Genomic DNA, 25575 nt, shown 5'->3' with positions numbered 1-25575 from the left:
ATGAATCTTCCGACCTCAATTGTCACCTCAAATCAGGTTTATCCCCTCAGTATTGCACCAATGATGGATCGCACCGATCGCCATTATCGCTATTTTATGCGACAAATCACCCGGCGAACTTTGCTATATACCGAAATGGTGACAACGGCGGCAATTTTGCATGGAGATCAAGAGCAATTATTGGGATTTTCACCCGAAGAAAAACCCCTAGTATTACAATTAGGAGGAGATAATCCGAATCATCTGGCAACTTGCGCTAAAATAGCCGAAGATATGGGATATGACCAGGTTAATTTAAACGTGGGATGTCCCAGTGATCGGGTGCAGAATGGTAATTTTGGGGCTTGTTTAATGGCGCAACCGGAGTTAGTAGCTAAAGCAGTGGAAGCAATGCAAAAAGTCGTTAATATTCCGGTGACAATTAAACATCGAATTGGTATTGATGACCAGGACAAATATGAATATATGGCGCATTTTGTCAGAATAGTTGCTAACGCCGGATGTCAACATTTTATTGTTCATGCACGCAAAGCTTGGTTACAGGGTTTAAGCCCCAAAGAAAACCGGACTATTCCCCCATTAAGATATGAAGAAGTTCATCGTTTAAAACAAGAGTTTCCCCAGCTATTTATTGAAATTAATGGCGGGTTTAAAACCTTAGCAGAAGTTAAAGATCAATTGCAATTTGTTGATGCTGTGATGATCGGACGCGCCGCCTATGATCACCCCTATTTGTTTGCAACGGCGGATCAAGAAATCTATGGAGAAAAGACACCTCCCTTGACCCGTCAAGAAGTCATAGAAGCTATGTATCCCTATCTGGAATATTGGTTACAAAAAGGGGTAAAATTAAATAGTATGACCCGCCATTTTTTAGAGTTATTTGCCCGACAACCAGGGACAAAAGCCTGGAAACGTTATATTAGTGAAAATGCCCATCTGACCCATGCTGGAGTAGAAGTTCTTGAGCAGGCATTGAAGCAACTTCCTTAACCTTCAAACTCCTATTGTTAAAAAACAAATTAAATAAGGTTCCCTTTCCTAAGATTTTATTCAATTCTCTCATCATAAAGAAAGGAATAAAAACAATCAATAAACATAAAATTTGATAAAATAAATCAATTTGAGAAACTTGATTTTTAAATTCTATTAAAATCCGTTCCAGAGATTCATTTTGAAATAAACCTACAATTAAATGTTCTATACTATTAAAAAACAAAGCAATGATGGTAAATAAAACGGATTTATAACCCACCGAAATAATTAACGGCTTATCTTGATAGCGTTCTACAATTGGCATTTTTTCCGATAAAAGAATTACCTTTCCTAAAACTAAAGCTCCCATAATCTCAATTCCGTAGTTAAAGCCATTAATGCCATATTTAACTAAAGCTAGGGAATTTAAGGTTACTAAAATACTAAAGGATGAGGCTAAATATAAATTAATAATTCCGAGATTAATGAACTCACGAATTAAGATATTTTTCCAGTTATTCAGTGTAGTTTTGGCGATCATATTTTTATTCCTGATTTTTGATTTTTGATCTTAAAATAAATTCGGCCACACTTAGATCTACAGGAGTTGTCACTTTCAAATTAGTTTCTTCTCCCATAACAATATGAACGGATAACCCACATTTTTCAAATAAAGCGGCATCGTCGGTGACTTCCCAACCCTGTTGACGTCCCTGATCATGACATTCTTCTAATAATTTCACCTCAAAACCTTGGGGAGTTTGCGCCGCCCATAATTGTTGGCGATCGGGTGTCTCTAAAATTAACCCATTTTGATCAACAACCTTAATCGTATCCTTAACTGGAACCGCCGCAATTAACCCCGAACAAGTCTGCAAAGCCATCCCACAGCGCTCGAATAACTCCGGTGTGGCCAAACATCTCGCCCCATCATGAATTAACACCCGCTCCGCATCGGTTGGTAAGGCCTGTAAGCCATTATAAACCGATTGTTGACGGGTTTCACCCCCCTGAATTAACTCGACGGGTTTAGTTAAATTAAGCTGGGCCAAAATTTCCTGAAAGTCGGGAAAATCCACGGGTTGACCCATGATCCCGATCCAGTCAATACCCGTCGCCGCCTCCGCCGCTTCAAGTGTCCAGGCTAATAGGGGTTTATCCAATAAAGTTAGGAGCAATTTGTTGCGATCGCTCCCCATTCTTCGTCCCATACCCGCCGCCGGAATTAATAGGTGCATTGTGAAAATTTAGAGGTAAGATTGACAATTCTATGTTCATATTAGAATTAAGCTGACCTTGTAGATTAACTCTTTAATTATGAGAATACTAGCCCTTGTCCCAGGTGGAATAGGCGATCAAATCCTGTTTTTTCCCACCCTTGATGGCCTCAAGCAAGCCTATCCCGAAGCCCAAATTTCTGTTATGGTAGAACCCAGAGCCAGGGGAGCTTATCGAGTTTGTAAGTCCGTTTCTGAAATTTTAACCTATGATTTCAAGGGACGGAACAGTTTGGCCGACTGGGGAAATTTTTTAGGAATTGTCCGTGACCGGGAATATGAAGTGGTAGTCTCCCTGGGTCAAAGTTGGACAGTCGGGTTGTTATTGTGGTTAACGGGTATCCCCACCCGCATTGGTTACGCAGGCGGGGGTGAGGGGTTATTTATTAGCAACCCAGTCCCCTTAAAACCAGAGCAGTACGCCGCCGAAATGTATTATGACCTGCTCAAAGGGTTGGATATTATTAGTCCCTTCCCAGGATTATCAATTAATGTGCCCAAACTGGATCTCGACTGGGGAGAAGCGGAACAGAAACGGTTAGGAGTCAAGGATAGTGGTTATATTTTGATTCATGGGGGATCTAGCCAGTTAGCCAAACAAAAAGGCATTGATAAAATCTACCCCGTGACCAGTTGGCAAAAAATTATTCAAGATATTCAACAGCGCCAACCTAACCTCCCCGTGATCATTGTCCAGGGGCCAGAAGATGGGGCCTTAGTGCGGCAAATTGTCGAATCTTGTCCCCAGGTTAAAGTCACCCAACCGGAGGATATTGGTAAATTATCGGCGATGATCGCCTCGGCGAATTTAATGCTTTGTACCGATAGCGCCCCGATGCACCTAGCCGTTGCGGTGGGAACCTATACGATCGCCCTATTTGGCCCAACTGAACCCGCTAAATTATTACCAAAAAGCGATCGGGTAATTGGGCTTAAATCTCCTTCAGGCAAAATGTCTGATATCTCTCCCGATCAAGTAATTAAAAAAATCTGGGGCGGATGAAATCAGTTATCAGTTAACAGTTATCAGTTATCAGTTAAGAGTTGTCAGTTAATAGTGAACAGTTAATAGTTGTCAGTTAATAGTGAACAGTTAATAGTGAACCATTAACTAATTAAAATCCGTGAAATCCGTGAAATCCTCTTAATCCGTGTTCAAATCCTCTTAAATCCGTGATATGAATTACAATATTGAAGAAACAGTTATTGAACGCTACAAAGCGGGAGCCCAAACGGTACAACCTTCCCTCTGTTGTCCGGTGGAATATCAGGAAAATCAATATTTAGAAATTATTCCCCAGGAAATTATAGATAAAGATTATGGTTGTGGTGATCCTACTCGTTATGTAAACCCAGGGGAAACCGTAGTTGATTTAGGTTCCGGGGCGGGTAAAAATTGTTATATGATCGCCCAAAAAATAGGATCATCCGGTCAAGTGATCGGGGTGGATTTTAATGATACAATGTTGACTCTTTCCCGCAGCCATCAACCGGAAATAGCGGAGAAATTAGGCTATTTTAATACAAGTTTTGTTAAGGCAAAAATTCAGGATTTAGCCTTAGATTTAGATCAAGTTCAACGGTGGTTAACGGTTAATCCGATTCAATCTATTGAAGATCTGGGGAAATTTGAGTTAGAATGCGATCGCCTACGTCAACATAATCCTTTAATTGCTGACCATAGTGTTGATGTTGTTATTTCTAATTGTGTTTTAAATTTAGTCCGTCCCCAGGATAAGGATCAACTATTTCAAGAAATTTATCGAGTCTTAAAACGGGGCGGAAGGGCAGTTATTTCCGATATTGTTTGCGATCAAGATCCCACACCCAGGATTTTAAATGATCCCGATCTTTGGAGTGGTTGTATTGCGGGAGCGTTTCGGGAAAATGAATTTTTAGAACGTTTTGAACAGGCCGGATTTTATGGGATTGAGATATTAGCCCGACAAGAAGAACCTTGGCAAGTGATTGATGGCATTGAGTTTCGTTCCCTAACAGTTACTGCATTTAAAGGCAAAGACGGCCCCTGTTTAGATGTGAACCAAGCCGTGATTTATAAAGGGCCTTGGAAACAAGTCATGGACGATGACGGACATATTTTATATCGGGGGGAAAGAATGGCAGTTTGTGATAAAACCTACCAAATTTATAATAACATAAACGGCCCCTATTATCAAGATATTTTAGGAATTTTACCCCATGAAACTATCCCCCTAGAATCAGCCCCAGAATTTGATTGTAGACGGAATGCTATTCGCAAACCGGAAGAAACCAAGGGAGAGCATTATCACGTTACCATCACCAATTCCGATGATTCCTGTTGCGCTCCTGTGAGTTCTAGTTGTTGTTAAATATTGAAAAAAAGGTTATAATAAGTCCTGATCTAAGGTGATATTCAGTAACTTTAGATTAGGGCGATCGCTAATAGCTAGAAACACTTTGTTGGTTTATAAATTACTTTCCTAACCAATGGTAATGTTTGAACGATATGAAGACCAGGGACATATTATATTTCACGGTGATTCTTTACCTATTTTGTCGAGTGAAATAACATCGGAATCTGTAGATCTAATTTTTATTGATCCTCCCTATAATATCGGGAAACAATTCTCAAATTTCCACGACAAGTGGGAGTCTGATGATGAATATGCAGTATGGGCTTATAAATTACTGGATGAGTGTATTCGGATATTAAAGCCTAATGGAACTTTATATGTGATGGCAAGTACCCAAGCGATGCCATATTTTGATCTTTATTTAAGAAATAAAATAGTAATTCTGAGCCGCATTATATGGCATTATGATAGTTCAGGAGTTCAAGCCAAAAAATACTTTGGATCAATGTATGAACCCCTACTTTATTGCGTTAAAAATAAGAGTAATTATGTATTTAACTCAAATAATATTAAAGTAGAAGCAAAAACAGGCGCGCAACGGAAGTTAATTGATTATAGAAAATCCGTTCCTAGTCCCTATAATTCGGAAAAAATACCGGGGAATGTCTGGTATTTTCCTCGTGTTAGATATCTTATGGAAGAATACGAAAACCATCCTTCCCAAAAGCCTGAAGCATTGCTAGAGAGGATAATTCTTGCCAGTAGTCAGGAGGGTGGTATTGTACTTGATCCATTTGGAGGTACATTTACATCGGGTGCGGTAGCCAAACGATTAGGAAGAAATTCTATTAGTATAGAATCTCAAGAGGAGTATGTTAAAATTGGTCTGAGGCGAGTTCTGGGATGGCAAGAATATAAAGGTGAGAAGCTATTACCTCCACAGAAAAAACAGACTAAAAGAAATAAAAACACTCAAAATTTTGATTTCATTCAACAGGAGCTTTTTAATGCCGACAGTACAGCATGAATTTACCGATAAGATTACTGAGATTTTAAATATATATTTTCCTGAACAGGGAAGTAAAATCTTAGATTCTAGCGAGTTATTACAATATCTAAATATTAAGACAAAAGCTGCTAATCGTGGTTCTAAGTCACGAGCAGGATTTGCAAATCATTATGCTATATATGTCTTGATCGACGACTATCTAAATAATAAGTTTCATATTAATGGTAGTTATAGTGATTATGAAGGAGCAAAATTTACAAGACTTCTTCAGAGACAACGAGAACTTCCATTTGGAAGTAAACTGCAAAATCATGCCCTCAATAGTAGACTAAATGAAGAATTTAAAAAATACTTTCCAACATCATCTTATGTACCGATAATCAGAGATTCTAAAACCAATAAATATTGGATTAATGAAAATCTCTTAAAATGTTCTATTGATAATTCTCAAATAAATATTGCTGAAGCGATTAAAGATATTATTGATGCTTATATAGCAGCGCGTGGTCAAGCATTCAATAACTTTATGATCTATTGTCAACAGATGATCGATATTCAGAAACAAGATCCTTCACAAGCGGTTAAATTTATTAAAGATTTACTTAAACCTAATATAGATGCAAGAGTTTTTGAAATTGTCAGCTACGCCATTTTGAAGGAATATTATGCAGACCAACAAATATATTGGGGTTGGTCACCGGAAAAATATAATATTAAAGCTATTGTTAAAAAATATATGGAATCTGTAGAAGAAGTGATTAATATTCCCGAACTGATGAGTCATTTTGATAGGGTTTTAGAACGGGGTAAAGGTGCAGCCGTCATTGAAGAAATCGTTTTACAAAGTCGTGTGGAATTTAATGTAGAAGCAGAGGAACAAGATATTTTGATCAAAGATGTAATTAATCTCAATTAAAAACCCGGTTTCTTGACTTGAGATTTTGCGATCGCCGGGCTAATCTTCTAACTAACTATCAGCTAACCGTACTTGATCTTTACTATTACTTGCTTTTTCTTAGGGATATTTGTTTATCTGTATTAAGATATAACCTAAACTTGTATGTCTGGAATCTTATCGAATTTTCAAAACCTCGCATATAATATAACACGATCTTGTTCATGTTATCGGGATTGACCCATATTGCATTAACTTGCCTAAGCGGAGGAAACAACATAACTGTTAATCGTTAACTGTTAACTGTGAACAAATTATCAGGAGATTTATGAAAATTGGCATTGCTAAGGAAAGTCAGGTAGATGAACGGCGAGTGGCACTCATCCCTGATGTTGTCGCCCGTTTGGTTAAACAGGGTGTGGAAGTATGGGTAGAAGCAGGGGCCGGGGAACGGGCCTGTTTTTCCGATGCAACTTATGAACAGGTTGGGGCGAAAATCGTTGATCAGGGGACACTTTGGGGCGAAGTGGACGTCCTGCTGAAAGTCGGGGTATTAGAGGACTCTGAAGTCTCTCAACTCAAGTCTGGAGGGGTGTTAATTACCTTTTTAAACCCCTTGGGAAACCCAGAATTAGTCCAGAAACTGGCGGCGCAGAACGTGACCGCCTTTAGTATGGAATTGATCCCGCGTACCAGTCGCGCCCAAAGCATGGATGCCCTATCCTCCCAAGCAAACTTGGCCGGATATAAGGCGGTATTAATTGCCGCAGCAGCCTTACCGAAATATTTTCCGATGTTAACCACGGCCGCGGGAACCATTCGTCCCGCCAAGGTGTTAATTTTGGGGGCTGGAGTCGCTGGGTTACAAGCGATCGCCACGGCCCGACGTCTGGGTGCTATCGTCGAAGGGTTTGATATTCGTCCCGAAGTTAAAGAACAGGTACAAAGTTTGGGGGCTAAGTTTGTAGATGTGTCCCTAGAGGAAGATACCGTGGCCGAGGGGGGTTATGCTAAGGAAATTTCCGAAAAAGCCAAGGAACGCACCCGGGAAGTCCTGACGCAGCACGTCGCGGCTTCTGATGTGGTGGTGACAACGGCCCAAGTTCCGGGCAGAAAAGCCCCGGTATTGGTCACGGAGGATATGGTGGCCCAAATGAAACCCGGTTCGGTGATCGTCGATCTGGCTGCCGAACAGGGAGGAAATTGTGAATGCAGCGAAGCCGGGAAAGATGTGGTCAAATATGGTGTGACAATTATTGGGCCGATTAATTTACCTGCTTCCATGCCCATTCATGCCAGTGAAGTTTATGCGAAAAATATTTCGGCTTTATTGGCATTAATGATTAATAAAGATAAGCAACTGGAGATCAATTTTGCCGATGATATTCTCGATGGATCTTGTGTAACCCATAATGGTGAAATTCGCTCTCAACGAGTTAAAGATGCTTTGAATGCAAATAGTCAACAAGTCTCGATTTCTGGTTAAGTTCACAATCTCTAAATCTAAAATTATATGACCGCAGAAACATTGATTTCCGCATTGTTTGTGTTTGTTTTAGCAACTTTTGCGGGGTTTGAAGTGATTACGAAAGTTCCCCCAACTTTGCATACTCCCCTGATGTCTGGGGCAAATGCGATTTCAGGAATTTCCGTTTTAGGAGCGTTAATTATTGCTGGCGATCGCGATTGGAATGTCACCGTTATTCTGGGATTTATTGCAATTATTCTCGCCATGATTAACGTTGTCGGTGGCTTTTTAGTCACAGATCGAATGCTGGAAATGTTCAAGAAAAAAGAGGTTAAAGCCTAATGGATATTCGCTTAACAGGAATACAACTCAGCTATTTAGTAGCTGTCACATTCTTTTTCTTTGGATTGAAAAAGTTAGGATCTCCAGCAACAGCTAGAAGTGGCAATTTATGGGCCGCCATTGGGATGTTAATTGCTGTTGTTGCCACGATGTTAGATCGGCAGGTTTTGAACTATGAATGGGTTATCCTTGCCTTAGTGATTGGTTCGGTCATTGGGGCGGTGATGGCTTATAAAATTCAAATGACAGAAATGCCCCAAATGGTAGGTTTACTCAACGGTTTGGGGGGTGCCGCTTCTTCAATGGTGGCGGTGGGAGAATTTTGGCGCTATTTAGCCCTAGCAGAAACTCCCCCTTTAGGCACAACAATTACTGCGATTTTAGGAGTATTAATTGGAGGAATAACCTTTACAGGTTCGATGATTGCCTTTGCCAAATTGCAGGGAATTATGAGTGGTTCTCCGATCTTATTTCCTCTGCAACAACAGTTTAATATTCTGCTGTTTGTTGCTTTTGGAGTCGGCAGTGTTTATATTTGCCTAACTCCTTTTAATGTGTCGGTATTTTTAGGGTTAGTATTTATTTCCCTAATTTTGGGGGTGTTATTCGTCATTCCCATCGGGGGCGGCGATATGCCCGTGGTGATTTCTCTGTTAAATTCTTTTTCCGGGTTGGCAGCGTCAGCAGCCGGGTTTGTGGTGATGAATAACCTGTTAATCATTGCTGGGGCGTTGGTTGGGGCGTCGGGAATTATCCTAACGGTGATTATGTGTAAGGCAATGAACCGTTCTTTAACTAACGTGCTATTTGCCGGATTTGGCACGGGAGAAAGTGGTTCTGGGACTGTTAGTAGCGGTGGTTCAACGGATCAAACGGTTCGCAGTATTGACACCGAAGAAGGGGCGATGATGTTAGGATATGCCCGTTCTGTGGTGATTGTACCTGGATATGGAATGGCCGTAGCCCAAGCGCAGCATAGTGTTAAGGAGTTGGTCGATCAATTAGAAAGTAATGGGGTGGATGTCAAATATGCCATTCATCCGGTGGCGGGACGGATGCCCGGACACATGAACGTGCTGTTAGCGGAGGCGAATGTTCCCTATCCTCAATTATATGACATGGATGATATTAACCCGCAGTTTGATCAAACCGATGTGGCGTTAGTTATCGGAGCTAATGATGTGGTGAACCCGGCGGCACGGGAAGATAAAAATAGCCCCATTTATGGGATGCCGATTTTGGATGTTGATAAAGCCAAACATACCATTGTGATTAAACGCGGTATGAGCACTGGGTTTGCCGGGGTAGAAAATGATTTGTTCTACAAAGACAAAACCATGATGTTGTTTGGTAGTGCTAAGGATGTTGTTGCTAAGTTAGTTTCGGAAGTGAAGCAACTTTAGAGTAACCTAAAGTAGAGACGTTGTATACAATGTCTCTACCGAATTAATTTCCTAGTTTTAAACTAGAATTGATAAATCTTCATAGTGTAATCTCTTAAAAAAAGAAATATGGTGTATTCGGCTCTTACAAACATAATATTCGCCGTTGGGCGGACTGGAACAAGTGGAGTGTCCCTACTTGGTACAGCAACGCTAATAAATAGTCCTGGAAAGTTTGTTACTGCTGCTCATGTGACTAACAAAAATGACAAGAATCTGGTCGTTGTTCTGAGGCCATACAATTCAATCAATGATTATCAAGATACTTCGGATTCTGAGGTTAAATTAATTCCCGTTCGCATTGAAGCTATTGATCCATTTACAGATTTGTGCATCTTGGCTGCTGATATTGAGGCATCTTCAAATCTATCAATAGGTGACACAGACATTCTTAGTCTAGGCAATATTGTTGATATTTTTGGTTATCCCCATGCAGATTCTGGAAGATTGGTACTCACCCAGCATCGAACTCAAATCGGTGCGCGAATCCTCATTAAAAATGGGTCGATTAAGACTAAGCACGTTGTACTAAACACTCAAGCTCGTCCAGGTCAATCTGGAAGCCCTATATTTTCCTCACAAACTTCCGTTATTGTTGCTATACTGATTGGATCATATGCCCCAGGTGGTGGAGGTGGTATATCATTGGGCGGGGTTGATCCACACACACTTCATCAAACGACTCATGCAGTCTCTGCCGAGTACATTAAACAAATGTTGTAGATATGCAAGAAAAATTAGACAAGTTATTCCAAGTTGATAGTGAAAATTGGTTGGAAGCACTACCTAAATACCAACAAGTAAGGGTAAGGGAACTACTAAGCTCTACTACTTCCTACGAAGATGCTGCAAAACAGTGGCTTGATGCAATGCCGGAGAACACATTTCCTTTTGGAGCAGAAAGGGCGAAAAATGTATTTCTTGAAAAAGTCCAGGATGAATTGGAAGCACTACCTAAATACCAACAAGTAAGGGTAAGCTCTACTACTTCCTACGAAGATGCAGCAAAACAGTGGCTTGATGCAATGCCGGAGAACACATTTCCTTTTGGAGCAGAAAGGGCGAAAAATGTATTTCTTGAAAAAGTCCAGGATGAAATCGAAAAGTTTTTGTGTGGTGATGAAAAGTATGCTGATGAGCGTAAAGAGCTACTTTCCTCATCAGAACTATTGCAAACCACTTTTGTGAGTGCTGTGTCAGCAGCAATTGCATCAACAATAGGTGCAGCAGCAACTTATGTGATGCCTATAGTCGTTCTTTTATTCATGACGATGGGTAAAATTACACTTAATGCCTGGTGTCAGATGCGTAGAGACTCCAAGACTCCACCAAAATAAGCGAATGTAGGTATTTTTTAGGGTTAATAACCCCGATCATTATAGGTGTCTAATTTATTTAGACTTTCTATAGGAATAGGCAATTTTGCTATAGGCAAGAGAAATTTTGAGGGAAAGTATGAAGTAGTTTACTTTAAAGAATTAAGATGACGATTCATATTATTTAAGTCAATTTCTAACTGTCGATAATCTCCCGCCGATAATAAGGGATCTTTGCGAGATTTTAATACCTGTTCTATGGGCAGAATCCGAAACTGATATTTCCCATTCTGATCATAGCGATGTACCCAAGTGGGTAGGGTTTGAATGTCTTTAATTTCAATGGTTTTATCAGGAAAATTCTTTAAAATATTCACTTTAAAAATAGTCCCTAAATCTCGATATTTTTCCCGTTGATTAGAGACAAAATTCCCCATAGAATAAATAACTACAGCTTTTTTAGACTTTCCTAATTTCCCAGTTTGTTCAAAAACTTGATAGGGTTGCACAACATGGGGATGACTCCCTAAAATAATATCAGCCCCAGCATCAACTAACTGTTTTACTAAGGTTTTTTGTTCGGTATTCGGTTGACGTTGATATTCTGAACCAAAATGTAAAATAACCGTGACCACATCTACCCCTGATTTACGAGCTTTAGTAATATCTTCGGTAATTTTTTTAGCATCTATTAATGAGACTAAATAATTTTTACCTTTGGGAATCGGGATACCATTAGTACCATAACTATAAGCTAAAATTGCCATAGAAATATTATTCTTTTCAACGATAACTATTTTTTCAGCTTCCTCAACCGAGGCAGCCGTTCCCACGGAAATTAAACCTCGTTTTTTCACATTTTCTAAGGTTTTTAAAACTCCTTTTTCTCCTCGATCCAAAGAATGATTATTTGTAGTTGAGATAATATTAAATCCGGCTTTGGCGATCGCATCTGCTAAAGAATCTGGAGCATTAAATAAAGGATATCCAGTGTATCCGGTTTCCGGGCCTGATAGGGTAGTTTCTAAGTTACCAATCACCCAATCTCCTGATGATAAAATTCCTTTAACTTCCTTAAAGAAATTATCATAATTATAGGTTTTTGTAGTTGGGTTATAGCCGGATTTAATTTGAGCTCCGTGCATCATAATATCCCCCACGGCGATTAATTCTGCTTCTTTTGTATAAGATTGGGGTTGGGGGGGTTGAGGGTTGATAATTTCTGCGGCGACTTCTGCTGTTTTTGTCGGGTTTGTGTTACTACATCCCCCGCTAAAAATAAACAAACTACTGGTTAAGATTAAAGTCATCCATCGACTCTTAAAAATCATCATTTTCACCCTAGAATTTTGATAATTTTACCGCAATTGTTACCCTGATCAGATCAATTATTGGGTCAGTCCCAGATGGGAAATTGGTTTTCATTGATCGGGGAATCAGATAATTGATTAAGAATCCGATCGCTTGGATCTAGGGTAAACTATAGGGGATGGGTTGGAGAACTCGGACTTGGTTAAGCAGACAAAGCTATTCATGCAAAATTATCAACGGACTGATGCTGGTGTGATCTCGGATCGACGCCTGAATTTTTTGGCCTGGATATCCCGCAGTAGCGTGATTATGACTTTAGTATTACTTTCGGCGGGAGTCAGCATGGCTCAGTCCCCCAAGTCTCCAGAACCGAAACCCAGCACTCCGACAAAAACCCTATCCCCCAAGGAGCGGCTGGAACTGGAACAACTGCGACAACAGCAGCTTTTACAGGAACAAGTTCAAGCGGAAGCTCAACGCACCTTTAAACAGACAATGACCCTGTTTAATCTCCTATTAGGATTGTTAGGAATTTTATTAGCAGCAACCTTAGTGGGATTATGGTTATTACGGCGTTCCGTTGTCCGAGAAGTAACCGTTATTGTTAAAAATCATCTGAATGAATTAGGGGATTTAGAAGGAAAAATTGCCGTCGCTAATCAACAAATGCAAGCGGTAATTCGAGAAACCGATAAAATTGCTCAAGACCTGAATGCAGAAGCGGATGATTTTCAGGATGAATTAGGAACCCATCGCAATCAAATTGGGGAATGGTTAACTGAATTATCCCAAGTTCGTCAAGGAGCATTACAAAATTTTCAACAGGAAACTCAAGAAGTTACCCAGGAAATTAATCGCTTAGAAATTGAGTTTTCTAAACAATTGGCAGATTTACAAAATCGCGCTAGTAATCAACAGGATTTAATCTTACAAAACTTAGATAAACTGGGAACAAATTACGCGAATCATGTCGCCGGGTTGCAGGCGGATGTGGATGGTCAAAAAAATACGGTTTTAGAGAATTTCAAACAATCAGAAGCCACTTTAACTAATCAATTATCCGAGTTACAAATTCAAGTTCAAAATCAACGCGATCGCCTATTCAAAACTCTTGAACAGGTGGGTACAGAATTTAGAACCACCGTATCCGGTTGGCAAACCGATGTCGAAGGTCAAAAAAATACCGTGGGCAAGAATTTACAACAAATTGAAACTGAATTAGCTCAGGAATTATCCCAACTACAAAAACAGGCAGAAACCCAAAAAGATCGGGTCTTTGCTCGTTTAGAACGTTATGAAACGGATTCCGCGCCGCAACTAGAAGAAATTAGAATTAAATCGGAACAAAAAGCTCAAGAACAAATTGATTTATCCCTGAAAAATTTAGAGAAATTTGGCAAGGATGCGGTGACTCAACTCTCCGAATCCCAAGGCAGAATTCAAGGACAAATGGAACAGAAACTCCAACGCATTCAACAGTTAGAAAAGCAAGCGGAAACCCAACTAGCAACCTATCAACAACAATTACAGGTTCAAGTCGATGAAAAGTTACAACGATTACAACAATTAGAAGCGGAATATACTACCATTATTGCTGATAGTCAAACGGGATGGAAAACCCAAAAAGAACGAATTGTCCAACGGTTAGAAAAGTTTGATCAAGATGTAACTGGGGTAATTGAACAGTTAAGAGGAGATTTACAAACCCGCAAGGATTCTACTTTTAATAAATTAGATAAATTTGATTTAATGTTAACGGAGCAGATCACAGAAGTTCAAGCGGATGCCAATGCTCAAAAAGCGGGAATTTTCCAAGAATTAGTGGCAATGCAGTCGGAAGCCTTGGTGAAAAAAGATGAAATTCTCCAACAGTTATTAGCCGTTTCGCCAACGGATTTAATGGAATCGGCGGTTTCAGAAATGATCCAGAAAATTGACACCATTTCTGAGCAATTAGATCGGTTAAAATCCAATAAACCGGAGTTGTTTTTAAACGTTGATGATTATGTCGAAAGGGGAAATTTATTGTTTGCTGAGGGGCGTTATGAAGATGCTTTAGCTACCTTTCATCAAGTGGTAGAATTGCAACCCAATGATTATCGATCTTGGTTAAATCGAGGCATGGCATTAAGTCGATTAAAACGTCAAAATGAGGCGATCGCATCCTATAAAAAAGCCCTAGAAATTAAACCAGATTACCACCAAGCCTGGGTAGATTTAGGTGTAGCCTATGGCAAATTACAAAAACATCAAGACGCCTTTGAAGCCTTTGATCAGGCGGTGAAAGCCAAACCAGAAGATAGTGTGGCTTGGTTAAATCGAGGCATGGCATTGCAAGCAATTGGAAGATATCAAGATGCGGTAACATCCTTTGATCAGGCGATTGAATTTGACCCGGATAATTCTAAAGCCTGGAATTATCGCGGTTATGTTTTAATTAAGTTAAAAAGGGGAAAAGAAGCCCTAGAAAGTTTAGATCGGACGTTAACTTTAAAACCCGATTATGCCGATGCTTATTATAATAAAGCAATTATTTATGCTCAACAACGTCAAACGGAATTAGCCGTTGAAAACTTAGAGCAAGCAATTGATCTCAGTGCCCGTTATCGAGAGGAGGCCAAAACCGACCCGGATTTATATGCAGTTATTAAGTTTTTACGTCCGAAAGCCAAACTTCAATCCTAATATTCCGTTGTTGGGCTAGTTGTTGGGCTTTAGCCCTCCTAGTTGTTGGGCTTTAGACCCCCTAAAGGAATTAAAAATATTGCTAATTTAATTACGGAAAATACCGAGCAACTAAAAGTTCATCAACCCTTAGCCTTAGTAAAGACTTAAAAATTAGCTATAGAATTCGCTTAATTAGACTATTAGTTCGGGGGTTAAGAATGATGACTGCCCAAACCCAGATGAAAAAAAGTCAGAAAAATGATGAACAAAATCTAGTGAATTTGCGTCTTTTGATCAAAATGTCCTCTTACGAATTTTGTCCTAGTTTTTGACGGGTAGTGGGTAACGGATAATGACAAATTAAGGGAATTTATATCTAGGAGTTAAATTATGGGTTTAGGGTTGTTTTCGTCTGATTCCCTTCTTTATCTGCTAACGGGAACAGCAACGGTTGTCACCCTGGTTGTCAGTCAGTCCGCAATTGTACTGGCAAAAACAGCGCAACAGGTGGCAGAAATCGCCGAACCCATTACCGTACAAATTAACAGCCCATTAGGGGATGGGTCTGGGGTGATTATTGCTAAAAATGGCAAGGTTTATACGGTTTTGACGGTGAATCATGTTGTAGAAGATCCAAATGTTAAATATACCGTGCGAACTTCCGATGGAAATAGTCATCCACAGACAAAAATTGTTCGGTTACAAAATGATGATAAAGAACCGGATTTAGCTATTATTCAATTTGAAAGTTCTCAAAACTATCCGATTGCTACATTAGGTAATTCTGAACAAGCAGTTATTGGTGCTCAGATTTATGTTTATGGATATCCCGCAACCGGGGGATTAACTGGAGTAGAAAGGGAACCCGAATTATCCCCTGGATTAGTTACCAGTCGCCCGAAAAGTCGTCCAGAAGGCTATAATTTACGCTATCAAGCGGTGACTTGGAGCGGGATGAGTGGGGGGCCAGTTTTCGATTCTGAAGGCCGGGTGGTGGGCTTACATGGACAGGGAGAATTTGGCTTTGCTCAAACCAGTTCCGGTGATGTCGCCCCGATTAAAACGGGATTCAATGCGGCTATTCCCATCAATTTATTTATCACAAAATTGTTAGAAACAGGCTTAAAATCATCGGATTTAGTCATTGATGAAAAACTACCGGAAGCTAACCCCGTTTCCTTGGATTTTCCGCGAACCTATCAGGCGTTTTATTTTCAAGGGTTAACTTTATTAGATCAAGGTGAAACCTGGGATGCGATTGATGCTTTTAATCACGCGATTGAATTAGATCCTAACACTCCTGAAGCCTATTTTAATCGAGGAATTGCCCGGACTCTTTTAGCCACTAATATTGGTGAACCCACCCGTGCCCCTAATCCAATTGAGGATTATACCGAAGCTATTCGTTTAAATCCTGGTTTTGCTGATGCCTATTATAATCGAGCTTTAGCTTATCTGGAATTGAAGAATAAAATTAACGCCAGATCGGATTTTCAAAAAGCGGCGGAACTTTATGAAAAATTAGGTCGAAAAGCTGCCTATCAAGAGGTGTTAAATCGTCTGAAAGAACTTGAATAGGCTACTTTGTTTTTTGAGTTCTATATTCAATTTTATAAAATTCAAGAGGTCGGAAATGATAGAAAAATACATTCAAAATATCAATAAGCGTTATCAACTAGGTAATGCAACTGAACATACGTTTCGGGGCGATTTACAACAACTGATTGAAAATTTGGTTCCTACTATTAGTGCGACCAATGAACCTAAACGGCAATCTTGTGGAGCACCGGATTATATTTTAACCAAAAAAGATATACCCGTTGGTTTTATAGAAGCAAAAGATATTGGGGATAAAGACCTTAAAGGAGCTAAAAAAACCGGAAACAAAGAACAATTTGATCGTTACAAAGCATCTTTAAATAACTTAATTTTCACGGATTATCTTGATTTTCATTTATATAGAGATGGCGAATTTATTACTAAAATTGCTATAGGAGAAGTAACAGAAACAGGGATTAAATCTTTACCCGAAAATTTTTTAACATTTACTAACCTAATTAAAGATTTTTGTACTCACATCGGACAAACGATCAAAAGTCCTAAAAAACTAGCAGAAATGATGGCAGGGAAAGCTCGTCTTCTTTCTGGAGTAATTGAAAAAGCCTTAATGAGTGACGAAATTAACCAAGAAAATAGTACGCTTAAAGACCAAATGGGTGCTTTTAAGAAAATCCTCATTCACGATATTACCCCTAAAGAATTTGCTGATGTATATGCTCAAACTATTGCTTATGGGATGTTTGCGGCTCGATTACATGACCCGATTTTAGAAACTTTCAGCCGACAGAAAGCTGCGGAACTTATTCCTAAATCAAATCCGTTTTTAAGAAAGCTATTTGGATACATTGCTGGGCCAGATATTGATGATCGAATTAAATGGATAGTCGATAATTTAGTAGAAATATTTTTAGCTTGTAATGTCGAAGAAATTTTAAAGAATTACGGTAAATCTACAAAAATGGAAGACCCAATTATCCATTTTTACGAAACCTTTTTAAGTGAATACGACCCAAAATTGCGTAAAGCTCGTGGTGTTTGGTACACACCCGCACCCGTTGTAAATTTTATAGTTAGAGCGGTTGATGATATTTTAAAAACCGAATTTGATTTACCCCAAGGACTGGCAGACAATAGCAAAACTAAAATCAAAGTTGATGTGCAGGGAAAACAGGTTGAGCAGGAAGTTCACAAAGTCCAAATCCTTGACCCCGCCGCCGGAACTGGAACTTTTCTGGCGGAAGTTATTAAACATATTCATAACAAATTTGTCGGACAACAAGGGATTTGGAGCAACTATGTAGAAACCCATTTATTGCCCCGTCTCAACGGTTTTGAGTTGCTGATGGCGAGTTATGCTATGGCACATCTTCAATTAGATTTACTATTAACTGAAACGGGCTATAAAACCACCACAAATCAACGTTTTAGAGTTTACCTTACTAACAGTTTAGAAGAAAAACACCCCGACACTGGAACGCTGTTTGCAAGTTGGTTAAGTGCTGAAGCGAATGAAGCGAATTATATTAAAAGAGATACACCTGTAATGTGTGTTATTGGGAATCCACCTTATAGCGGAATTTCATCTAATAATGGCGAATGGATTAATAAACTAATTGAAGATTATAAATATATTGATGGCGTACATTTTAATGAACGCAAACATTGGTTAAATGATGACTATGTTAAATTCTTGCGTTACGGACAGCATTTTATTGAAAAAAATGGGAGTGGTGTTTTGGCGTTTATCAATCCCCACGGATTTTTAGACAACCCAACTTTTCGGGGAATGCGTTGGAATTTGCTAAAAACTTATGACAAAATTTATACTATAGACTTACACGGAAATAGCAAGAAAAAAGAAACTGCACCTGATGGAAATGCTGATGTTAATGTATTTGACATTATGCAAGGTGTTTCAATTAATATTTTCGTAAAAACAGGAAAGAAAAAGGCAAACGAATTAGGAAAAGTATTTCATTTTGACTTGTATGGCAAACGAGAAATGAAATATGATTTTCTCTCTGATAGTTCATTAAAATCGGTAAATTTTCAAGAATTAAAACCAGAAAAACCATTTTTATTTTTTGTTCCAAAAAACAATAAAGGTTCAAAGGAATACGAAAAAGGTTTTAGAGTTGATGAATTATTTTCAGTAAATGTTACAGGTGTTGTAACGGCAAGAGATAGTTTTGTAATTGATTTTCAAAAACCAATTCTTAAAAAAAGAATGGAAGAGTTTTCGGACATTAACTTCACTGATGATTCCATAAGAAGAAAATTTTTTGGAAATAAAAAGGAAGGTAAATATTTAGCAGGCGATTCCAGAGGTTGGAAAATGGTTGAAGCGAGAAAGACGATACAGAGTTTTAACCACAATGATATTATTCAAAAAATTGCGTATAGATTATTTGACGATAGATACATTTATTACCATAGTTCTATGGTTGATTGGGGCAGGGAAAAATTTATGTATCACTTTATCAATAAAGATAATGTTGGTATTGATTTATGCCGTCAATTAGTAACGGACGAGTATTCGCATATTTTTGTAACAAATAAAATAGTTGATGATTCTTTTGTGTCCAACAAATCAAGAGAAAGAGGTTATGTCTTCCCTCTCTACCTCTATCCTGATAACCCTGAACAACAAATCATCATACAAACAGCCGAAAGAATACCAAACCTAAACACAGAAATTATAAAGCAAATAGCAGAAAAATTAGGATTAACTTTTACTAACGAGAAAGAAACCACAGAAAACACATTTGCACCCATAGATATTTTAGACTATATCTATGCGGTTTTACACTCGCTAACTTACCGAGAAAAATATAAAGAGTTTCTGAAAATTGATTTTCCCAGAGTCCCCTATCCCAAAGACCAAAACACTTTTTGGCAATTGATCAAATTAGGCGAAGAAATCAGACAAATCCATTTATTAGAAAGTCCAACCGTTGAAAAATATATTACACAATATCCCATGGACGGAGATAATATTGTCACAAAACCAAAGTATCAAGATGGTAAAGTTTACATCAACAATACCCAATATTTTAATTTTGTTCCCGAAATAGCTTGGAACTTTTATATTGGTGGCTATCAACCCGCTCAAAAATGGCTCAAAGACCGCAAAGACCGAAAATTAGAAATTGAAGACATATTCCATTATCAAAAAATTATTGTTGCCTTGACGGAAACCGATAGACTAATGAAAGAAATTGATAAAATTGCCATCGAGTAGTGCGAGCGTCCTCGCTCGCTGGGGTAATATTATTAAAAGAATATCGTACCGCCGTCACAGTTAAAATAGATGTAAGCCAAGTTGATCTTCCCTAACCCTAGAAACCACCATGACACAAATTACCCTTGCTGAACTTCCCGAAACCCTCCAAACCCTAATTAACCAAGCAAAAAAAACAGGCGAAACCCTCACCATCATCCAAGACGGTATCCCCTTCGCTATTATTTCCCCCGTCCAGAAAAAATCCCTCCTACAAACCCTTTCTACCCTTGAACCCTTAGACGAAGACTTTGCAGATGTGGACGAAGGATTATTACCCTTAAGCGAGAAACCCGGTTTCTGATAGTTTCACCCTAACGTATATAATCCCCCATCCCGTCCACAAATCATCACCTGATTATTCCAAACCACAGGCGTTGACTCAAAGGAAACTTCCGGTTTAAATCGTCCCTTTTCTTCGACCCTTAACCGATAATATTCCCCCCGTTGGTTAGGAATAGCATTGCTTTGATTTGCTCTGGCTTCTTCCCAATATAAATTAAATAAATAAACTCCATTATATCCCGCCGTTACTAATTTATAACCATCGGTAAAAATAGGAGTTGAAATCGAAGCTCCGATTTTTTCTTGGACTAATATTAAAGGGGTTTTATATTCTCCCTTTCCTAATGGCCCAGTTACGGTTTTATCCGTTGTAATCATTTGAGATCCAATATATAAATAACCGTCAATGGCATTGGTGGCAAAAATAGCCGGAAATCCATCGGGGTTATATTCATCATTTAACGCCACAGAACCTATTATACCGCCATCCCAGGTATTAAATTTTTGATTTTTTGTCGGTAAAAACCATTCCAAACTATCTTGAGGATTCTTGTTAGGATTGAGTTTAAGCACACCTCCATTTCCCGGAATATATTGTTTTTCAATCGCACAAAATAACTTACCATCTTGAGAAATAACCGCCGACCCATCAATATCGGAACCCGTATAAAAATCCCAAATAATTTTTCTATTTTTTATATCAATTCCATAAATATGTCCCGAACCCGATGCCATAAAAATCCGATTATCTAACCGAGAAGGAGAGGATTCACTAACTAAATTTCCCCCATGTCTGCTACTATCTCCATCCTGATAAAGTTGCACTTCTGATAAAATTTTAGGTTGTAAGAAACCCGATTTTTTTTCGGCTGTTTTAGCTGAACTATTGAGAAAATAACCGATCGCATTTTCCCCAGTATTAAAAATAACTCCATCCCCTAAATATAACGGCGAACTATCATTATCTCGACTATAACTTGGGGTGGGACGTAAATCTAATTTCCAGATTTCTTTTCCCGTCCTAAAGGAAATTGCCCGGAAACTTGTAGCTAATCCTCCTTTTGACATACTGCTACGACTCCCTTGTAAAACGACAATTTGGTTCTCATCTGTTGCAGTTTGATCAATATAAATACTTGATGTTCCTTTAACCACATCATCAAATTTATATCTCCAAATTTCCTTTTGAGTGTCTAATTCTATTTTTCTTAAATAATGGTCAAATGCTCCTATAATTAAATAGGTTTTGCCGCGATCGCGGGTAATAGTTGGTTGTCCTGTCCATCCCGCCCCACTCCAAACTTTACGGGTACGTCCCACATAAGTTACTCCTGTTCCTAATGGGAATTTATGAATTTCTTTCAGGTTTTCCGGCACTCCTCGCCCATAAAAACGCCGTTGATCATTACCTAAATAAGTCGGAACTAATAACTCAATTTCTGGATCTAAAATTGATAATAAAGTTTTAAATTTCTCTTGAATTTCTGCTTCATTTGTGCTAAAGTTAAATAATTGAGAAACACCAGAAGGAATTAGAGATCCTAAAGAAAAATAAGCAGCAAGTTGATTAAAGCGTCGTCGAGAAACCATGATTTTAAAATTTTGATATAATTAATAATCCCCGTAGAGACGTGCCACGGCGCGTCTCTCTAATCCGATATTAATATTAAACCATGAATTGCTAATTAAAAAATCCATACCCAGATTTGATATAATTAATAATCTCCGTAGAGACGTTTCATGCAACGTATCTACTCAAAACATCTTTAGGTATCTCTAATGGTTAATCGTCTTTCTGAGTCCAAAAGTCTCTATCTTCGCAAACACGCAGAAAATCCCATTGATTGGTGGCCCTGGTGTGACGAGGCTTTAGAAACAGCAAATCAGCAAAATAAACCCATATTTCTTTCGATTGGTTATTCCAGTTGTCATTGGTGTACCGTAATGGAAGGAGAGGCATTTTCTGACCCTGGAATTGCTCAATATATGAATCAAAATTTCTTGCCAATTAAAGTTGATCGAGAAGAACGGCCAGAAATTGATAGTATTTATATGCAAGCCTTACAAATGATGACTGGTCAAGGAGGATGGCCGTTAAATATATTCCTAACTCCCGATGAAAGAATCCCCTTTTATGGCGGCACTTATTTCCCCTTAGAACCCCGTTATGGTAGACCAGGATTTTTAGAAGTTTTACAAGCAATTCGTCGATTTTATGACTTAGAAAAAACCAAATTGCAAGCGTTTAAAGATGAAATTATGACGCATTTGCAGCAGTCTACAATTTTACCTATTTCTACATTAACTGAAGATTTATTACAAATAGGATTAGATGCCAATACTGGGGTGATTAGTCGCAATGAATATGGGGGGCCAAGGTTTCCGATGATTCCCTATTCCGAGATGGCATTACGAACAATTCGGTTTAATTTTGAGTCAAAATATGATGGAAAGGAAGCCTGTACTCAACGGGGTTTAGACTTAGCTTTAGGGGGAATTTATGACCAGGTTGCGGGAGGATTTCATCGCTATACTGTTGACCCGACTTGGACAGTTCCCCACTTTGAAAAAATGCTCTATGATAACGGGCAAATTGTGGAATATTTAGCGGATTTATGCAGTGCTGGTATTCAAAAACCTGCCTTTAAACGTTCAATTCAAGGCACTGTTGAATGGTTAAAACGGGAAATGACAGCCCCGGAAGGGTATTTTTATGCTTCCCAAGATGCCGATAATTTTACCCCCCCATCCCCCCCTTACCAAGGGGAGGCTTCGGGGTGGTCAGAACCGGAAGAAGGGGCTTTTTATGTTTGGAATAATAGTGAACTGGAAAAAATATTAACTCCTGAAGAATATGCCGCCCTACAAAAACAATTTACTATTACAAAATCCGGTAATTTTGAAGGTAAAAATGTCTTACAACGTTGCAATGCAGATGAGTTAAGTGATATCATCGAATCTGGTTTAGAAAAACTGTTTCAAGTTCGGTATGGGGAAATGCCAAAAACATTAAAACTATTTGCCCCCGCCCGCAATAATCAGGAGGCAAAAACCCATAATTGGTTAGGTAGAATTCCTCCGGTTACGGATATTAAAATGATTGTAGCTTGGAATAGTTTAATGATTTCGGGTTTAGCCAAGGCTGCAAAGGTTTTTGGGGAAGTTGAGTATTTAGAATTAGCCACAAAAGCAGCCCAATTTATTCTGAATCATCAATGGGTAGATGGACGTTTACATCGAGTTAATTATGAAGGAAAACCGGATGTTGTAGCTCAGTCTGAAGATTATGCGTTATTAGTTAAATCTTTGATTGATTTACACCAAGCTAGTTTAACATTAACTACAACTTTAGTACAGCCAGATTATTGGTTAGAACAGGCGAAAAAAGTTCAAGAAGAATTTAATGATTTACTTTGGAGTGTGGAATTAGGAGGTTATTTTAATACCGCCAAAGATACCGGAAAAGATTTATTAGTTCGAGAACGCAGTTATATTGATAATGCAACTCCGGCGGCGAATGGGGTAGCTATTGCTAATTTAGTGCGTCTGTTTTTATTAACAGAAAATCTGGATTTTTTAGACCAAGCGGAACAAGGTTTAACCGCCTTTAGTTCGGTGATGCAAAAATCCCCCCAAGCTTGTCCGAGTTTATTTACGGCGTTAGACTGGTATCGGAATAATACCCTAGTTCGGACTTCTCCCGAACAAATTTTAGGGTTAGGTGTGCAGTATTTCCCCTCAACTATTTTTAAAGTTGATAACACGCTTTCTCATGATATTATTGGCTTAGTTTGTCAGGGATTAAAATGTAATAAACCTGCCAAAAACTCCGAAGAACTGTTACAACAGTTGCAAGCCAGTCAGACTCGCTCTTAACTTGAATTTTTGGCTGTGTAAGTTAATATCTTTCTAGCCAATTAATAGGGATTTAATATTACTCGCCAGTTTTTTGATTTTTTTCTACAATAGTAGTGTTCTAATGGAATCAACCTCTATGTATTTTACTTGGCTCGATAGCAACTCTTGGTTACTGGAAATAGGCGGAAAACAAATTTTGATTGACCCTTGGTTAGTGGGTGCATTAACCTTTGGGAATCAAACTTGGTTATTTAAGGGGGAAAGACGAAATTCCCGACCCATTCCTGAAAAGATTGACTTAATTTTATTATCTCAGGGATTGGAAGATCACGCCCATCCTGAAACCTTAAAACAACTGAACAAAAATATCCCCGTTGTCGGCTCTCCTAGTGCGGCAAAACTTGTTCAGGAGTTGGGATATACTCAAGTACAAGCTTTGGAACATGGACAAACCTATTGTTTAGAAAATCAGGTAGAAATTAAATCCTTGCGAGGTTCTCCCATCGGCCCAACAACTCTTGAAAATGCCTATCTTTTAAAAGATTTAATAACAGAAAATACTGTTTATTATGAACCCCATGGATATCATGATTCTCTATTAAAAGAACTAGCCCCCATTGATGTCGTTATTACCCCATTAATTGATATTAGTTTACCGTTAATTGGGCCAATTATTCGTGGGCAAAAAACAGCCTTGGAGTTAGCTAAATTAGTCAGTCCCCAAGTGATGTTACCCACGGCCGCCGCCGGGGATGTGGTTTATGAAGGGTGGTTAGTTTCGTTATTAAAAGTCAGTGGTAATTTAGAGGATTTTCGGTCTATGTTAGCTAAAGAAAATCTATCCACCCGGGTACTCAACCCCCAGCCCGGAGAAGGTTTTGAAGTGGTATTAGAACATCGTCGGGTGGGTGTTTAAGTCACAACCCATAGCAGGGGCGTATTCATACGTCCTCGCTTCCTAACTGCTTTGCCTTACTCCCAGAAATCTAGGTTAAGAAGGTCATCTAAGGAGCGGGTAAATTGCCAAGTATCAGGAAATTTTGTGTTTTTATATTCGGGTTGCAGCTTTTTCAGACATTGCTGATAAACTGTATCCAGGACTTGGGGATAGTCATTCTGTAAGCTAGGAGAAATTTCAATCAAGTCTTCAATTTCGGGGCGAATGTTGCGAATTGTCCTTTCCCAGCCATGATATTCTAGGGGCATATCAACATAGTAGCGCTTTATAATATGTTCTATTAATGCCCTAATTTGTCCTTTAAAGGCATTTTTCTGCGCTTTCCCCAAAGAATCTATTTCCTCTATTAAGTTGGCAATATCTAATTGTTTAAAGTCTCGATTCTGTAAATGGGTGCTCGTTTCTTCTGTCCATTTTAAAAAGTCGCAATCATACAATAATTTTAGGGGAATTAGGGATTGGGTCATGAGTTGATTAGTCCTTATTTATAGGGATTATAGGTTATTGCAACTTGGGGAGTTAACCAGCCTAGAGAAAGCATTAATCGAGTTTAGAAAAGTTCGCCGTCCTTTATTAGTTAGAAACACCGCATTACT

The 25575-nt window shown here is 38.8% G+C and carries 21 protein-coding genes; 16 read left to right on the top strand and 5 right to left on the bottom strand.

Annotation, left to right across the window (positions count from 1 at the left end):
- A complete protein-coding gene (gene dusA, locus NMG88_RS08945) occupies positions 1–993 on the top strand; it encodes a tRNA dihydrouridine(20/20a) synthase DusA (protein ID WP_042155813.1) in 993 nt (330 codons plus the stop codon).
- Here the strand turns inward: dusA and NMG88_RS08940 are convergent.
- Together NMG88_RS08940 and ispD are read right to left on the bottom strand one after the other, a co-directional pair.
- Positions 923–1516 carry a hypothetical protein gene (locus NMG88_RS08940; RefSeq protein WP_235751891.1) on the bottom strand — a complete coding sequence of 198 codons (594 nt, stop codon included), beginning with the start codon at positions 1514–1516 and terminating at the stop codon, positions 923–925. The two genes, dusA and NMG88_RS08940, sit on opposite strands and share 71 nt — an antisense overlap.
- Before the next feature lie 4 nt (positions 1517–1520).
- Entirely contained in the window at positions 1521–2213 is a 693-nt protein-coding gene (ispD, locus tag NMG88_RS08935; protein ID WP_042155817.1) for a 2-C-methyl-D-erythritol 4-phosphate cytidylyltransferase, read from the bottom strand.
- A 79-nt stretch (positions 2214–2292) separates the two neighbouring features.
- Here ispD and NMG88_RS08930 point away from each other — a divergent pair, with 79 nt between their 5' ends.
- The 9 genes from NMG88_RS08930 (at position 2293) to NMG88_RS08890 (ending at position 11081) form a co-directional block, all read left to right on the top strand.
- Complete coding sequence (locus tag NMG88_RS08930) at positions 2293–3255, top strand: glycosyltransferase family 9 protein (protein ID WP_227351093.1); 963 nt, start codon at positions 2293–2295, stop codon at positions 3253–3255.
- Positions 3256–3430: 175 nt separating this feature from the next.
- Complete coding sequence (locus NMG88_RS08925) at positions 3431–4603, top strand: methyltransferase domain-containing protein (RefSeq protein ID WP_254035338.1); 1173 nt, start codon at positions 3431–3433, stop codon at positions 4601–4603.
- A gap of 118 nt (positions 4604–4721) precedes the next feature.
- Positions 4722–5615 carry an adenine-specific DNA-methyltransferase gene (gene yhdJ / locus NMG88_RS08920; protein ID WP_235767033.1) on the top strand — a complete coding sequence of 298 codons (894 nt, stop codon included), beginning with the start codon at positions 4722–4724 and terminating at the stop codon, positions 5613–5615.
- Positions 5596–6513 (top strand): hypothetical protein, encoded by a 918-nt coding sequence (locus NMG88_RS08915; RefSeq protein ID WP_235751894.1) that lies wholly within the window; start codon positions 5596–5598, stop codon positions 6511–6513. Before yhdJ ends, NMG88_RS08915 begins: the two co-directional genes overlap by 20 nt.
- A 307-nt stretch (positions 6514–6820) precedes the next feature.
- Complete coding sequence (locus NMG88_RS08910) at positions 6821–7978, top strand: Re/Si-specific NAD(P)(+) transhydrogenase subunit alpha (RefSeq protein WP_254035337.1); 1158 nt, start codon at positions 6821–6823, stop codon at positions 7976–7978.
- Positions 7979–8005: 27 nt separating this feature from the next.
- The gene (locus tag NMG88_RS08905) at positions 8006–8302 is read left to right on the top strand and encodes an NAD(P) transhydrogenase subunit alpha part 2 (RefSeq protein ID WP_026786183.1); all 297 of its coding nucleotides are present in this window, start codon (positions 8006–8008) and stop codon (positions 8300–8302) included.
- Complete coding sequence (locus tag NMG88_RS08900; protein WP_254035336.1) at positions 8302–9705, top strand: NAD(P)(+) transhydrogenase (Re/Si-specific) subunit beta; 1404 nt, start codon at positions 8302–8304, stop codon at positions 9703–9705. The genes NMG88_RS08905 and NMG88_RS08900 overlap by 1 nt, the downstream gene beginning before the upstream one ends.
- Positions 9706–9873: 168 nt before the next feature.
- Entirely contained in the window at positions 9874–10467 is a 594-nt protein-coding gene (locus NMG88_RS08895) for a S1 family peptidase (protein WP_254035335.1), read from the top strand.
- A gap of 2 nt (positions 10468–10469) precedes the next feature.
- The gene (locus NMG88_RS08890) at positions 10470–11081 is read left to right on the top strand and encodes a hypothetical protein (protein ID WP_254035334.1); all 612 of its coding nucleotides are present in this window, start codon (positions 10470–10472) and stop codon (positions 11079–11081) included.
- 128 nt (positions 11082–11209) lie between these two features.
- Here the strand turns inward: NMG88_RS08890 and NMG88_RS08885 are convergent, their stop codons facing one another.
- A complete protein-coding gene (locus NMG88_RS08885; RefSeq protein WP_254035333.1) occupies positions 11210–12370 on the bottom strand; it encodes a CapA family protein in 1161 nt (386 codons plus the stop codon).
- 223 nt (positions 12371–12593) lie between these two features.
- Here NMG88_RS08885 and NMG88_RS08880 point away from each other — a divergent pair, with 223 nt between their 5' ends.
- From NMG88_RS08880 to NMG88_RS08865, 4 genes are all read left to right on the top strand, one after another.
- On the top strand, positions 12594–15056 hold the full coding sequence (locus tag NMG88_RS08880; RefSeq protein WP_227351099.1) for a tetratricopeptide repeat protein: 2463 nt from the start codon (positions 12594–12596) through the stop codon (positions 15054–15056).
- 372 nt (positions 15057–15428) lie between these two features.
- Positions 15429–16616: a tetratricopeptide repeat-containing S1 family peptidase gene (locus tag NMG88_RS08875; RefSeq protein WP_042155833.1), complete on the top strand. Its 1188-nt coding sequence runs from the start codon at positions 15429–15431 to the stop codon at positions 16614–16616.
- 55 nt (positions 16617–16671) lie between these two features.
- Positions 16672–19839 (top strand): type ISP restriction/modification enzyme, encoded by a 3168-nt coding sequence (locus NMG88_RS08870; RefSeq protein ID WP_254035332.1) that lies wholly within the window; start codon positions 16672–16674, stop codon positions 19837–19839.
- 109 nt (positions 19840–19948) lie between these two features.
- On the top strand, positions 19949–20182 hold the full coding sequence (locus NMG88_RS08865) for a prevent-host-death family protein (RefSeq protein ID WP_079679753.1): 234 nt from the start codon (positions 19949–19951) through the stop codon (positions 20180–20182).
- A 5-nt stretch (positions 20183–20187) separates the two neighbouring features.
- Here the strand turns inward: NMG88_RS08865 and NMG88_RS08860 are convergent, their stop codons facing one another.
- Complete coding sequence (locus NMG88_RS08860; RefSeq protein WP_227358120.1) at positions 20188–21753, bottom strand: PQQ-like beta-propeller repeat protein; 1566 nt, start codon at positions 21751–21753, stop codon at positions 20188–20190.
- A 189-nt stretch (positions 21754–21942) separates the two neighbouring features.
- Between NMG88_RS08860 and NMG88_RS08855 the strand changes: the two genes are divergently transcribed.
- Both NMG88_RS08855 and NMG88_RS08850 read left to right on the top strand, forming a co-directional pair.
- The gene (locus tag NMG88_RS08855) at positions 21943–24039 is read left to right on the top strand and encodes a thioredoxin domain-containing protein (protein WP_254035331.1); all 2097 of its coding nucleotides are present in this window, start codon (positions 21943–21945) and stop codon (positions 24037–24039) included.
- A gap of 118 nt (positions 24040–24157) precedes the next feature.
- Positions 24158–24937: an MBL fold metallo-hydrolase gene (locus NMG88_RS08850; protein WP_042157786.1), complete on the top strand. Its 780-nt coding sequence runs from the start codon at positions 24158–24160 to the stop codon at positions 24935–24937.
- Positions 24938–24993: 56 nt separating this feature from the next.
- Here the strand turns inward: NMG88_RS08850 and NMG88_RS08845 are convergent, their stop codons facing one another.
- Positions 24994–25446: a DUF29 domain-containing protein gene (locus NMG88_RS08845; RefSeq protein ID WP_026794651.1), complete on the bottom strand. Its 453-nt coding sequence runs from the start codon at positions 25444–25446 to the stop codon at positions 24994–24996.
- Positions 25447–25575: the final 129 nt, after the last annotated feature.

Origin of the sequence: Planktothrix agardhii (genome assembly GCF_904830935.1) — a bacterium.
Classification (GTDB): domain Bacteria; phylum Cyanobacteriota; class Cyanobacteriia; order Cyanobacteriales; family Microcoleaceae; genus Planktothrix; species Planktothrix agardhii.
Note: the sequence above shows the minus strand (reverse complement) of the source record. Positions and strands in the feature narration are given on the sequence as shown.